The organism is Companilactobacillus sp. (assembly GCF_022484265.1).
Classification (GTDB): domain Bacteria; phylum Bacillota; class Bacilli; order Lactobacillales; family Lactobacillaceae; genus Companilactobacillus.
Genome location: NZ_JAKVLR010000001.1, coordinates 657,329 through 670,805 on the forward strand (window position 1 = coordinate 657,329; position 13,477 = coordinate 670,805).

Below are 13,477 nucleotides of genomic sequence, written 5' to 3' on the forward strand. Positions count from 1 at the left end.
TGCGATTATCGGAGTGAAAATCCTTGCTCCTTCAAAAATTTTCCAACGTCTGGACGACGAACTTCCTTGAAAAAGTCGAGATTCTTTTGAGTCCAGTTTGTGTTTGCTGGATGACTCTCACGGTTGGCATAGTATTGACTAACAGTCTGATCATATTCATCCAAATCAGTAGATTTGTTAGCATCATAAGTATTGGTGGAAACTTGGATCTTTTGTGGCAGTCGTGGTTTGACCTGATTCTTGCTGGCGGGAATCCCAACAGTCAACCCAAATAATGGGAAAGTATATTTAGGTAGGTTCAATAATTTTGCAATTTTAGAAATATCATTGCGAATTCCACCGATATAGCAAATTCCTAATCCCATTGCTTCGGCAGCTATTGCCATATCTTCGGCTGCGATTGTAGTATCAACCGTTGCCACTAGCAACTGTTCCATATGTTTGATTCCATCAAGCGATTCTCCTGCTTCATTTAACATTTGCGACTGACGATATAAGTCAGCGACAAAAACATAAAACGTACCTGTTTGATTAACGTAAGAAGCGCTGTTAGAAATTTGAGCGATCTGGTCACGCAATTTTAAATCAGTAATTTCGATGATCGAGAATGCTTGAACAAAATTAGATGACGAGCCGCTTTGAGCAGCAATCAATAATTGACGTTTCGTATCATCGCTTAATGGTTCATTTTTAAAATCTCTAACTGAGACATGCTTTTGCATATTTTCAATAACTGGGTTCATTGTTTACACTCTTTTCTAAAAAAATCTGGACAACAAAATTAAATATGATATTATTTTCATATGAAATTCATATCATATGTTTTTGAAGGACATCTTGAAAGACATTAAACTAATCGATGCAAATTTACTAACTGAGGCCCAAAAAATTATGAAGGTTCTCAGCAATCCGACTCGGATTCAAATGTTAAATGTACTAGAACAACAGGAACTCAATGTCAGTGACCTGGTAAATCTATTAGATATGGAGCAGTCTGCCGTGTCGCATCAATTGGCATTACTTCGTGAATATCAATTAGTTAGTACGCATCGGATAGGAAAATCGAATTATTATCAATTAAATGATCCTCATATTTTAGATGTTATCAATGAGACACTAGAACATGCCGATCACGTTATGAGGGGCAAAAAACATGGTGAATAATCCTAGTTTAATTAATCGAAGTTTGAAAATCGAATATTTTTCTACAGCCTGGATGGCATTTGAATTTGCAGTTGGATTTTATTCCGGAATCACCGCCGGATCAATTCTTTTAATTGCTTTTGGTTTAGACAGTTTTTTGGAAATAATTTCTGGTTCAACTCTGATCTGGCGGCTTAAAAAAGAAGCTAATCACGCCAGCAGTGAAGAAATTCAAAAGGCTGAGAAAAGGTCATCATTGATTGTTGGAACTATCCTGTTGCTACTGTCAGTTTACGTTATTTTTGTCTCCGTCTTTAATTTAATCACACATAACACCGCCGATACTAGTCTGAGCGGTATGATGATCGCAATTGCGTCAGTGATCTTGATGCCAATCCTAACAGTCAAAAAGCGTCGACTCGGCAAAGAGATCCATTCAGACGCCTTGATCGAAGATGGCATGTGCAACATTACTTGTGCCTATATGGCAGCTACTGTTTTGATTGGTGTCGTCTTGACTGCACTCTTTAATCTTTGGTGGATCGATTCAGTCGCAGCTTTAGTACTAGTTTACTTCATCGCTAGCGAGGGAATAGAATCATTGCAAAATGGATTACATGCCGAAAAATAAAAATATGGGAACCTGATTTTTTGATCAGGTTCCCATATTTTATTCTGTCAGTTGTTTTATGATTTTAGCTGGTACCCCACCGACTAAACTGTTGTCAGGAACATCTTTGGTGAGTACTGCACCGGCAGCAATAACCACATTGTTTCCAATTGTTACGCCGGGAGTGATCGTAACCTTTCCGGCAATCCAAACATCATTGCCGATGTTGACTGGTTTAGCTTTAGCTAAATAGTCTCGTCGGCCCTTAGCTGTCATTGGATGATTTACGGTATAAATATCAACATTAGGACCGATCATCACATTGTTTCCTATATTAACTGGTGCAATATCCAAGATGGTTAGATTGTAATTGCTCAAAAAATCATTGCCAACGTGAATATTTTTTCCATTATCACAATTAAAAGTTGCTTGAACAGAAATATTCTCGCCGTAAGATCCTAATATTTCTTTGATCTTGTCGGTTTGTTGTTCTGGTGATGTTGCTGGTATTTCATTAAATTCTTGGCATAGCTTAGCAGCTCTGGCTTTTCTAGCAGCTACCTCATCATCCAAAAAATAATACCACTCGCCCTTATCTAATTTTTCAATTTCAGACAATTTGAAAACCCCCTAATTTTTTCAAAATATGTGTCATTTATTAGTATTATTATACTCAATTGTTATATTATAGAGCCATAGAACGTTATTAATATCACATGAATAGAGAGAAGAAATATGGTTTATACAATTAGTGATGTCGCAAAAAGAACTGGTTTAAGTTCATATACATTAAGATATTATGATAAAAAAGGCTTGTTGCCTTTCGTTGACCGCGATGAAAATGGTCGTCGTAAATTCAAGGATCACGACTTCGAATTTTTACAAGTTATCAACTGTTTAAAAAATACTGGCATGAGTCTCAAGGAGATCAAGCAATTTATCGAATGGACGCAACAAGGTGATTGTACCTTAGAAGAGCGTCGTGACTTCTTCATTGAACATCGTAAAGATGTCGAAAAGCAACTGGCTGAGGTTCAAAGCTACTTGGATACAGTCGACCATAAGATCGATTATTATTCACGTTGCGTAGAAGCCGGCACAGAAGATTCAGTTTCATGCGACTAATCAAAAAGATTGACCCGTCTTGGTGGAAACGGGCCGATCTTTTTTAGTGTTTTAGATTTTTACATATAGGTCAATCATTTTATGGCAATGTGTTGCCAGCTGCAAAGTAGACATCGTACCATTCTTGTTTTGTTAGTTCAACGTCGGCACCCTTGGCACTGTCAACAATGTAATCAGGATTCATGGTACCAATAATAACTTGCATGTTTGCTGGATGTCTTAAAATCCAAGCTGTGGCAATACCATTCTTGCTGACGCCATATTTCTTGGCTAATTCCTCAAGCTTTTGGTTTAATTCTGGGAACTTGTCGTTATTGATAAAGGTTCCTTCAAACATACCGTATTGGAATGGAGACCAAGTTTGGATGGTTGTCCCTTTACGTCTTGAGAACTCAAGTAGTCCCCCATCATGATCGATTGAACGATCATCAGTCATGTTAGTATGCATCCCGAAATCAACCATTCCAGTATGCATGATGCTAAATTGCAACTGATTGATCAATAATTTCTGATCAACGTTTTCTTGAACGAATTCAAATTGTTGCGGATTAAAGTTTGAAACACCGAAGTGGCGAACTTTACCAGCCGTTTGTAATTCATCAAAGGCTGCTGATACTTCAGCAGGATCCATGAGTGGATCTGGACGGTGCAATAAGAATGCATCCAAGTAGTCGATTTGCATTCTTTCCAAGATTCCATCAACTGCTTCGATCAAATGCTTTTTAGCGAAGTCGTAACGTTTTCCGAAGACAAAGCTTCCATGACTTCTTTCAGGATCAAATACGATTCCACCCTTTGATTGAATGTAGAGTTGATCACGATTTACGTGTGATTGTTTAAGTGCTTCACCAAAAACTTTTTCAGAATTGCCCATGCCATAAATATCGGCAGAGTCAATGTAGTCGATACCAGTATCGTAAGCAGCGTCTAGTGCCTTGGCTGCATCAGCAGGTGACAAAGCTTCCATACGCATGATTCCTAAAGCAACAGCGGAAGTTTTCCAGTTTGTGTTTCCAATATTAACTTGTTTCATTTTTTGAACTCCTTTGCTTTAATGACTCAAGAATAATTCCTAGACCATAGTCTAAGTCAAGGAAACTGTTCAAAAAATTTTTCACGAAAAAAGAGAAAACCAAATCACGTCTGGTTTTCTCTTAATTTTTATATTTATTTAACGTATTTACGCCATTTGAGACGTTTTAACCAAGTTTGTTGAGCAGAAATGCCAAATGTCTTGCGTTTCTTGAAATATTCACCATTTGTATTTAAGAAATAGGAATTCTCAGTATCACGAATATACATATTAACTATCTTGTTCAACTTTCTCTTTGGTCCATCTTCGACAACTGGCACGGCAACTTCGACACGACGTTCAAGGTTTCTGGTCATCATATCCGCAGATGAGATCCAAATTTGTTCATCAGAATCACCGTATTGGAATCTGAAAATACGACTATGTTCCAATAATTCGCCAACGATACTTTTAACGACAATATCTTCTTTTTCGCCACAAAGACCGAGTTTCAATGAACAAGGACCTCTGACAATCAATCTAAATGGCAAGCCTAAACGAGCAGCACGATAAATGGCATTGATGATGTCGATGTCGGTCAATCCATTGACCTTCAAAAATACTCCACCCTTGCCGACTCTTAAATACTCTTTAGTTGCTCGTTTAATATTTTCGATGATCATTGCTTTTAAATTCTTAGGAGAAGTTACGAATAAATCGTAATCGACCTTCTTGCGGTCGGTCAATCTCTCGAAGAACTTAGCTGCATCGTTAACGTAGGTCTTGTTGCTAGTAAAGTAACTGATATCAGAAAAAACATTTGAGGTAACAGCATTATAATTACCCGTTCCAATTTGAACATAGCCTTGATCTTTAGCACCTTGCAAGACTAAGCAAACTTTTGAGTGAACTTTGTTAACGCGGTCACCATAAATGACTTTGACACCACTAGATTTCAGAACTTCTGAAACTAGCAAATTGTGTTCTTCATCAAATCGAGCTCGCAATTCAACTAAAGCAGTAACCTTGATACCTTTAGCAGCAGCTTTTTGCAAGAGCTTAACTAGTTGCGAATTCTTCTCTGTCCGATAAATGGTGATACAAATATCGGTCGTACGTGGATCATTAACAGCTGTTTCCAAATAAGTTAAAAAGACACTGAATGAATCATAAGGATATTCTAGCAACATTGGAGTCTTATCCAAATAATGCAAGATATTCTTCGAATCTTTCCACTTGCGAGCGTTAAATTTAGGGAATACTAAATTACTGCGATGCTTGTACAGCTTGAAAAATCCGTCCAGCAACTTGAGGTCAACTGGTCCAGGAATCTTATAGACGCTCTTTTTGCTGATCTGGAATAGTTGTGAAAAATAGCTCCGACCACGTGGTCCATCGCACCAAAATTCCACTCTGGTGATCTTTCTAGGATCACGGCTATTCAAATACTGAGTCATCTTTTTCAAGTATTCATCGTCGGTTAATTTTTCATCCAAGAAATCGTACTTTTTATTCTTATCGTATGTGACTCTAAAAACGTAGCACTTCAAGGCATCGTACTTATGATAAATTTCATCAGCGCAATTTAAGATCACGTCTTCGATCAAGATGTAATGATCATCCACCCCAGTTGGAACGATTCGATCAAATTCGTCTGGAATTGGGAATGTATAAGTGTGACCTTGCGATTGCATTAAAATGTTCAAGTTATGACGGAATCTGTGTTCATTGGAAAAATTTTCCACCAACAATTCATCTGCAAGTTCATTTTGATAATAATCTTGAATATGTTGCTTCTCAAAATCGTTTAATTCATCATATTTCAACAACTGGAAGATGCCTTTATCGCGACATTTTTCCATCAATAATGAATAAGCTTCATATTGCTTCGTCAGATTGCGACGATTGAATTCATGCACTAGATCAAGCACTTCACTACCAGTCAGTCCAGTACGTTTTTCAATTTTAGGACTACCGATCATGCTATGAATATTGTGCATTCGTACTTTGAAAAATTCATCCAAGTTGTTAGATGCGATTGCTAAAAAGCGTAATTTCTCTAACACTGGAACGTTGGGATTGTATGCCTGATCGATCACTCGATTGTCAAACAACAGCCAACTTAGATCCCTATTATAATATTTACTCTTCATCTCTTAGTTCCTTTTCGAAAGACTCAAAATCATATTCAACTTGTTTTACATAACTATTGGTAAAATTCATCAACGAGTTTGCGATATCCGCATACTCTTCCCCAAAACCAATAATTAATGGGTAGTTTGGTGAATGTGAATGTGCTCTGGCTAACAAGATCACACACACTTTGACATAGTCTTTAAAGGATTCAAAATCAAGCTTATCTAAATTGATCGACGACTTCATATCCTTAAATTGACGCATGTAGAAACTATATTTTTTCGTATCGAATGCGCCTAAGAATGGATCAGAAGAACTTTGCAAGATCAATTGGCTATCAACGATATTTTGACCCTGGCTAGTATTCTTTTCTGAATACAATTCGTCATTATTATAGATAGGTAAAGCTTGTTTAGCTTGTAGTACCAAGTAGTTTGAATCCAAGTCTTGAAGCAGAATAAGATAACAGAGTGTCCCGACACTTCCTACACCTACGCTGTGACGAACGACATCAATGATGTCAAAATCTTCTAGAAATAGTCTAACGTCGCTGCGTTGGTTCTTTTTATATCTCTTATATCCGTCAACTAAATTCTTGTAATCCTTCTCGCTAATGTGTTGAGTAACTGGCTTGTTTTCAACGAATCGACGTTGGCCATCGCTATTGATCTCGGTATATTTTTCGATCACTAGCTTAGAGTTGCTCTTTTGTGCCTTTTTAATACTCTTGGCAATAACTTTGTTGAAGGACTCTTGAAAATACTCCTCATTATCTTTTAATTTACCAAAGATCTCAGTAATATTTTGGAGCGTATTTGGTAAAATAAAACGTTTCATTTCGGAAATTTTTGTCATATGTTTTAGTGTATCGAAATACGTATCAACCACCGATAGCAAAAATTCCTGAATGTCTGATTCCTCAAATCCATGATCACGTGCAACTAACAATGCGCTGACCAAAAGACGCTTTAAATCATATTCCCAATGACCTAAATGAGCTTCATCAAAGTCATTCATATCAAACAATAATTGACCTTCAGAAGATCCGTAGAAACCGAAGTTTCCGATATGGGCATCCCCACCCACTAAAACTTTGATCCCACTATTTTCATGACGTGAAAGATCGTAGTGCATCACATCGACGGTTCCTCTTAAAAATGCAAACAGTGATCCCGACATTCTTTCACGTTTAACGGCTAGTAGTTCAGGAACTAATAGCTTATTTTTGATGTTAAGAATTTTGTGGATATTACGTTTTTTGGGTTCGAATTGATTAAAGGAGTCTGAGACTGTGGTAGCAAAAAATCTCCCCTTAATAATTAATTGTTCTGTACTTTTGAATGCGTCAGTATCCTGAAATGTATATGGTGTCTGGCTCATGCCCTCATCTCCTTATTTTTCATTATACAATAGCTTAGGAAGATAACTATTAGCTTTAGTCACTTTTTTTAATTAAAGTTTGTTATATTCAAATATCTTTTTTAGGTATGGTTAATTTTGTTGAGATTTATATTGATTTATTTGCGGTATGGGACCCGGTTCCAGACGGAAAGCGATTGCCTTTTGGCCGGCATCCTTGGTTGTTCGTTGGCGTAGCCAACATTTTAAACAGTAGCGCACGCGCCAAAGGCGACGTACGTTCCATTATTTATGTCACTACTGAGGCCGAGCGCTCCACCACCCCGAAGCCTAAACAGAGTTACTTCAAAATCTCTTCTGCTTGTTTGTCGGGGGTATGCTAATTTTTCTTGCAAAGAATTTGGGTTGGTCGGTTCACTGTGGTTTTGTATTCGTTCGTTGGGCTTTGCCCAACTCAATCTCACTTGTTCCTCGTGAGATTATTCAATTCTTCAAAATCAAAACCTTTTTGAAACCACTCAAAAAGTCCCTCCTCACATTCGCTTTGCTCATGCTCGTTGGGACTTCTTCTTTTACATCTCAGTAAATCGATATTATCAAATATTTTTTTCTATTCTATTTCTGCTGTCGGTTTTTCTTTTGTTAATTTTGCGGTTTTCCCTGTTACTTTGAAATAATCTTCGCAGAGTTGTTTCAACTCGATTATTGCGTCATCGCTTCTTTTGGCTTGTTCATCGTTGATTGCTTCGATTACCATGACGGCGTTTGTCGTGTCTTCTGTCAACATGGTTCTCTGCGCTTCTCGCCAATTCATGCAGCGACAAATTGCACCTGTCTGATCATAGTAAATAATCTCACCTTCTAATGCTGGTGAATCTTCATCGTCTCCTAATGGTCTAAAGCCTTCTCCACCTTTTGCCATTCCTAAGTGCAAATCGCCATCCATCTTGTCGACATTTTCGCCTCCACATGGTGTTCCATATTTTAACGAGATGCTGTTGTATATATCAACTAGTGGATTGATTGGTGAAAAGCTTTTACCTTGCGAGACTCGTTTTAATAGTGCTTCGATCGATGAGCGTGCGCCCTTTTTTGTTTTGAATTTTCTCAGGGCTTCTCGCCATTGGTCTACTACTGGATTTAATCTGAAGGTATCGTCAGTCAAATACTTCTTTGATTCTTCTGTGGCATCGTCTAGTAACTTTTGGAAGTATGGGTCGTCTTTTTCGTCTACCTTATTGTCGATTCCTTGTAGTGTCAAAATGCTAATTTGTCCTTCTGGGAATAAGTTCCAGAACTCTGGGTCGATTACGATATTTTTCATGTATTGCTCCTAGTTTAATTTTTTCTGGTAAATGTAGTCTGTTTGGTCGTCTTGTCCTAATTTGAAAACGTGCTGACCGATTCTTTTAAAGCCCATCTTCTGGTAAAAAGCTAAGGCGTTCTCGTTGTGTTCCCAAACTCCCAAATTGATGTGGTCGCAATGTAATAGCTTGGCCGAACTGATGGCGTGATCTAGTAATAGTTTGCCTAAGCCGCTTTTTTGATAAGCTTGCAAAACATAGATCCGTTCTAGTTCGAATTCGTTGTCCTTAAAGTTGATCTTGGTGTAGCCGGCGATGTCCCCATCAATTTTTACAATATAAAATTGTGAATTAACATCATTTAATTCCTGTAAAAGTTGCTCGTCGCTGTATGCATTATCAAGAAACTCGTTCATATTCTCAGCAGTGTTGTATTCATCGAACGTATCGCTGAATGTTTGGCGCGAAATTCTTTGAATTGCATGTAGATCATCTTTATCGCACGCTACTATTTCAATTTTATTCATAATTAATAATCCCTCTTATAACCTGATTTAACTAAATTCCAATCATCGTCAACGTTTAGTGAGACGCGGTCTAAATATTCAAAAAGCTGTGCTTGTTCTTCATCGCTAAAGCCTTTTAATGCCACGGAATTTGAATAATTCTCTTCACGTTTTAAAAGTGGATAAAGCGATTCACCTTTGTCAGTTGGAAAAATCTTTTTGATCTTCAAGTTGTCCGATTGGGTTTGTCTTTTTATTAAGCCTTTTTTCTCAAGCTTTTGAATCGCCCGTGCTGCCGTAGTCTTATCAACTTTTAACAAGTTGGCCATCCGTTCCAAGATGATACCTGGTTCTTCGCAGATCCTAGCTAAATATAGGTACTGTCCTCTGGTCAGGTCGACTTCTTTAAGCTCGATGTTTGCAATTGAATCCAATGCCCTAGAAATAACCCCTATTGGTCTCAATATTTTTTTCAACTTTCCACCTCTTTTGACGTTGTGAGAATATAATAAGTCTAGGTTGTTGCAATTGCAACAATAATTTAAAAAAATATTTATACGCGTAAACTGAAAAATCGCCATCATAATCGATGGCGATTTTATTTCTCATTAATATAATCTAAGATTTCAAACATGGCTTTTTCATTCTCTTCAGAAATTTCAGTCTTGAGAATTTCTTCAGCCGATTCGTTCAAGACTGATCCCTTTAGATATGGAAAATCATTCACGACCATCTCGCGAACGTTATCTAATTTAGGTTCCAAATGAAACTGCAAGCCGACGACCTTGTGATGAAATTCGAAGCCTTGATTCTTCAAGCCCTTGCTTGAGAACAATAGGTTTGCGCCGTCGGGGATTTCGAACATCTCTTCATGCCAGTGCAAAACATTAAGCTTTTTTGGTAATCCAGATATAACTGAACTTTGTAATGTGACTGGCGCCCAGCCGACTTCTTTGACTGGCGATTTTCCGACGGGATAGCCCAGTGTTTTCGTGATCTGTTGAGCACCAAAACATGCCCCAAACATTGGTTTATTTTGGTCAAGCATTTGCTGGATCAGCTTACGTTCATTACCAATAAATTTGTCTGAATCGTTGGGACTGATCGGACCACCAAGCAAAACTAGCATGTCTGTCTCATCCGCAGTTGGTAATACACCATTAAAAAATCCTGGATAATAGGTATACACTTCATGTCCGCGTGACTTTGCCCAGTCCAGAATTGAGCCTGCGCCCTCGTCAGGCGTGTGCTGTAAAATATTTATCCGCATAATAAACCTCCATTTTTGTTAATGATACAACAAATTGTATACAAAAAAAATCTAGGAGTTTATCCTAGACTTTACTCTTATGCACCTTCATGTGGTGCTAATTTATTAGCAAACAATTTTGGATTGTAATCAGGCTTATTGGATACATGCATTGCAGCCTTTAGACGGATCATCAAGAAATCCCACATTGATGGTGTAATCTTCAATTCATCAAGATCGGACTCTGATATTGTATACCGTATACTGTCTTCATCGTTGTTTTCAACTTTTTGAACCCAGTTAGGTTCACGCAACATTTCACTCAGTTGAAGGACAAGAAAAAAGTCTAGGAATTTCTTCCTAGACTTTTTTGTGATTTTAAACGCCTGTTTCACCACCACCAAAGATGTCATCTAAGGCATTATTGAATAGTGACCTGTCAGTCGTTTTATCTACACTCACTTGCATGCCTGGTCTGAAGGCGGACATTAAGAAGTCCCAATATGTTCCTGATAATCCCAGAGCATCGTGGTCGTCCATTGACAATGTATATCTAATTGCTTTTTCATCATTGTGTTCAACTTTTTCAACCCACTCTGGCTCACGAATACTCTCACGACCAAGTGCAGCAAATTCGATACCTTTATCTAAGACTTTTTCAGCTTCAGCAGGTGTTTGAATATCACCGACACCAATCAGTGGAATATCGTTGCCTAAATGTTCCTTGATAGTAATGTTTAGAGGTGTATCAATTGATTTATCGTTCAATGATTTTCTCCAAACATTACCCATGGAAATGTGTAAATAATCAATTGGTTTGTTCTTGATCTCGTCGACAAATTTCAAAGTATCGTCAAAGGTAATACCTGGTTTCTCAACTTCTTCTGGTGAAAGACGATAACCCAAAATGAATGGTTTATCTGCATATTTGTCGATGGCTTTTTGAGCCTCATCGATCACTGCAAATGGGAATCTCATTCTATTTTCTAATGATCCGCCCCACTTGTCAGTCCGACGATTTGAATGTGGTGAGAAGAATTGTTGAATCAAATATGTATTAGCACCGTGGATCTCGACACCATCAAACCCTGCCAAGATTGCTCGTTTAGTAGCTTGACCAAAGTCCTTGATGGTTTGTTCAACCTCTTCTTCACTCAATGCACGCGGTTCTTCAGAATTTTTACGTAAAGCAGTAACTGCACTGGCACTGACTGGTTGCTTGCCACGAAGAACTGATTTAAAAGTCATTCGACCAGCACTAAAAATTTGGAGAATAGCCTTAGTGCCGTTCTTATGAATAACATCTGCTAAACTAGCTAAACTTGGAATGAAACGGTCATCGGAAGCGCTCAACTCACCTTCAAAGCCTTTTCCTTCATCATTAACATAAGCAACAGCGGTAATGAACATACCTGCGCCGCCCGTATGGATACGATAATAACGCAATTCATCACGTGTTACCTCACCATTGGAAAAACTCATCATTTCAGTCATTGGTGGGATAACTATCCGATTTTTTACTGTAATACCCTTCTTTGCAAATGTATAAGGTTCCAAAAACTTATAGTCTGCCATATGAATCTCCACCATTTCCACCTATGCGATTATGATACCGCTATCATTATTAATTGTGAAATATTTAATAAGTAAAGAAATAGAGTTGATTCTGACGAACCAACTCTAAGTTAGAAGATTTGAAATCTAAAATATACTAATAATTCTGATGAAAAAGATTGAAACCAAGATATACAGCAACGATTGAATCAAGAACAACAGTGAAAATATTGTCACGATCATCAATAGTCCGACTAATTGGTTGGTCAAATTAAATATTACTGCCAAGGTTGCAATCACAAATAGGACGACTAGCCATGGGATTATTCCTTGATTGACGGTTTGAAAATCCTCTTTGCTCAAGTCATAACCAGTGCTGGAAATCATGACCGATAAAATCAAATAGACTATGATCATCGGTATTGAGGCTTGGGAGAACATCTCTGCAAAATTATCAAATACTGACGTGATCAAACTTGAAATAGTATTTGAATCCAAGGTCTTAGTTGATAATGCCTGCGTAAAATTCAAATTGTAATGAAGTAAAACTTTTTGCAAAAAATACAGTGCTATTGACGAGACGTAATAAGGTGCTAAGCCGATAAAAAAGTTTCCTAGCTGTTGATAGAGATTTTTATCATTCCACGAATGGTTGACTGAACCTAACGTCCCCGTTTCGGCATAGTGAAAATTCAATAGTTGAACGTGAGTGACTTTGTGACCAAACAAATAAGCCATAGCGGCATGACCGAATTCATGGATCGAGACTCCTAGACCTCCGACCAACAATTGACTGTTTGGTCCGAGTCCTTCGACCAATGACTTTTTCGATACGTGACCGAGAGCTGACGCAATTCTAGCGGTGACGTATGGAACGGCCATCATGGCAATCATGGTAGCAACGACCCACTTTAAATAATCATTCCAAAAATCCAATGAGATTCTCCTATCTATTAGTGCTTGATAATAATTTTTGACTGCGGGATCAAGATATTAAATTTTGAAAAATCCGGAGTCATATCATAATATTCCTCGATATTGATCGCAACATCGCGCTGTTCTGAACTTGCAGCGATTTCTTGGCCATGTTCCTGCCAAATTTTTTCCTGCAGCTCTTGAATAGCATCTGGTAACTTTCCAGAACCAGAAAACTTGAACCAAGTGGCGCTTGCAATCTTAAACGAGTCAAAAATTTCAGACTGTTCACTAGAATCCACGCCGATAATATATTGCAAATTATCCGGCTCCATAATACTGATGCCGAAAAAATGTGGATCATTTAAATCTGAAGATTGATACATTTGTTCTAATTGACCACTAGTAGTCACGCTTTTCCAAAAATCAGCAATCTCTGAGCGTCCATTTTTCAGCGTTTTGGCAGTGCCGATGATTTGAATTGATCTCACTTCTGTTTTCATATCCACCTCATAATTAATCATTAGTATAACAAAAATGGTTATTTAATCTTATATTAAGCAT

At 37.8% G+C, this 13,477-nt stretch carries 16 protein-coding genes; 3 read left to right on the top strand and 13 right to left on the bottom strand.

Annotated elements, in window-relative coordinates:
- Nucleotides 1–5: 5 nt before the first annotated feature.
- Nucleotides 6–743, bottom strand: coding sequence for an oxygen-insensitive NADPH nitroreductase (gene nfsA, locus LKF16_RS03315; protein ID WP_291468613.1), 738 nt, complete (start codon nucleotides 741–743; stop codon nucleotides 6–8).
- 76 nt (nucleotides 744–819) lie between these two features.
- On the opposite strand from nfsA, the gene LKF16_RS03320 reads away from it, so the two are divergent.
- Both LKF16_RS03320 and LKF16_RS03325 read left to right on the top strand, forming a co-directional pair.
- Nucleotides 820–1,164: an ArsR/SmtB family transcription factor gene (locus LKF16_RS03320; protein ID WP_291468615.1), complete on the top strand. Its 345-nt coding sequence runs from the start codon at nucleotides 820–822 to the stop codon at nucleotides 1,162–1,164.
- The gene (locus tag LKF16_RS03325) at nucleotides 1,154–1,774 is read left to right on the top strand and encodes a cation transporter (RefSeq protein ID WP_291468617.1); all 621 of its coding nucleotides are present in this window, start codon (nucleotides 1,154–1,156) and stop codon (nucleotides 1,772–1,774) included. Before LKF16_RS03320 ends, LKF16_RS03325 begins: the two co-directional genes overlap by 11 nt.
- A 39-nt stretch (nucleotides 1,775–1,813) precedes the next feature.
- On the opposite strand, the gene LKF16_RS03330 is transcribed toward LKF16_RS03325, so the two are convergent.
- The gene (locus tag LKF16_RS03330; RefSeq protein ID WP_291468619.1) at nucleotides 1,814–2,371 is read right to left on the bottom strand and encodes a sugar O-acetyltransferase; all 558 of its coding nucleotides are present in this window, start codon (nucleotides 2,369–2,371) and stop codon (nucleotides 1,814–1,816) included.
- Between the two features lie 117 nt (nucleotides 2,372–2,488).
- Between LKF16_RS03330 and LKF16_RS03335 the strand changes: the two genes are divergently transcribed.
- On the top strand, nucleotides 2,489–2,878 hold the full coding sequence (locus LKF16_RS03335) for a MerR family transcriptional regulator (RefSeq protein WP_291468621.1): 390 nt from the start codon (nucleotides 2,489–2,491) through the stop codon (nucleotides 2,876–2,878).
- A 79-nt stretch (nucleotides 2,879–2,957) separates the two neighbouring features.
- Here LKF16_RS03335 and LKF16_RS03340 read toward each other — a convergent pair whose 3' ends face one another.
- From LKF16_RS03340 to LKF16_RS03390, 11 genes are all read right to left on the bottom strand, one after another.
- Complete coding sequence (locus LKF16_RS03340; protein ID WP_291468623.1) at nucleotides 2,958–3,911, bottom strand: aldo/keto reductase; 954 nt, start codon at nucleotides 3,909–3,911, stop codon at nucleotides 2,958–2,960.
- A 134-nt stretch (nucleotides 3,912–4,045) separates the two neighbouring features.
- Entirely contained in the window at nucleotides 4,046–6,043 is a 1,998-nt protein-coding gene (gene ppk1 / locus LKF16_RS03345) for a polyphosphate kinase 1 (protein WP_291468625.1), read from the bottom strand.
- The gene (locus tag LKF16_RS03350; RefSeq protein WP_291468627.1) at nucleotides 6,033–7,406 is read right to left on the bottom strand and encodes a DUF2252 domain-containing protein; all 1,374 of its coding nucleotides are present in this window, start codon (nucleotides 7,404–7,406) and stop codon (nucleotides 6,033–6,035) included. Before LKF16_RS03350 ends, ppk1 begins: the two co-directional genes overlap by 11 nt.
- A gap of 589 nt (nucleotides 7,407–7,995) precedes the next feature.
- Nucleotides 7,996–8,709, bottom strand: a complete 714-nt coding sequence (locus LKF16_RS03355; protein ID WP_291468628.1) for a B3/B4 domain-containing protein — start codon at nucleotides 8,707–8,709, stop codon at nucleotides 7,996–7,998.
- A gap of 9 nt (nucleotides 8,710–8,718) precedes the next feature.
- Entirely contained in the window at nucleotides 8,719–9,216 is a 498-nt protein-coding gene (locus tag LKF16_RS03360; RefSeq protein WP_291468629.1) for a GNAT family N-acetyltransferase, read from the bottom strand.
- A 2-nt stretch (nucleotides 9,217–9,218) separates the two neighbouring features.
- The gene (locus LKF16_RS03365) at nucleotides 9,219–9,671 is read right to left on the bottom strand and encodes a MarR family winged helix-turn-helix transcriptional regulator (protein WP_291468630.1); all 453 of its coding nucleotides are present in this window, start codon (nucleotides 9,669–9,671) and stop codon (nucleotides 9,219–9,221) included.
- Between the two features lie 122 nt (nucleotides 9,672–9,793).
- A complete protein-coding gene (locus LKF16_RS03370; RefSeq protein WP_291468632.1) occupies nucleotides 9,794–10,465 on the bottom strand; it encodes a type 1 glutamine amidotransferase in 672 nt (223 codons plus the stop codon).
- 77 nt (nucleotides 10,466–10,542) lie between these two features.
- Nucleotides 10,543–10,761, bottom strand: coding sequence for a hypothetical protein (locus LKF16_RS03375; RefSeq protein WP_434735156.1), 219 nt, complete (start codon nucleotides 10,759–10,761; stop codon nucleotides 10,543–10,545).
- Nucleotides 10,762–10,822: 61 nt separating this feature from the next.
- The gene (locus LKF16_RS03380; protein ID WP_291468634.1) at nucleotides 10,823–12,019 is read right to left on the bottom strand and encodes an NADH-dependent flavin oxidoreductase; all 1,197 of its coding nucleotides are present in this window, start codon (nucleotides 12,017–12,019) and stop codon (nucleotides 10,823–10,825) included.
- Nucleotides 12,020–12,145: 126 nt separating this feature from the next.
- Nucleotides 12,146–12,934 carry a hypothetical protein gene (locus LKF16_RS03385; RefSeq protein WP_291468636.1) on the bottom strand — a complete coding sequence of 263 codons (789 nt, stop codon included), beginning with the start codon at nucleotides 12,932–12,934 and terminating at the stop codon, nucleotides 12,146–12,148.
- 17 nt (nucleotides 12,935–12,951) lie between these two features.
- Entirely contained in the window at nucleotides 12,952–13,416 is a 465-nt protein-coding gene (locus tag LKF16_RS03390; RefSeq protein WP_291468638.1) for a GyrI-like domain-containing protein, read from the bottom strand.
- Nucleotides 13,417–13,477: the final 61 nt, after the last annotated feature.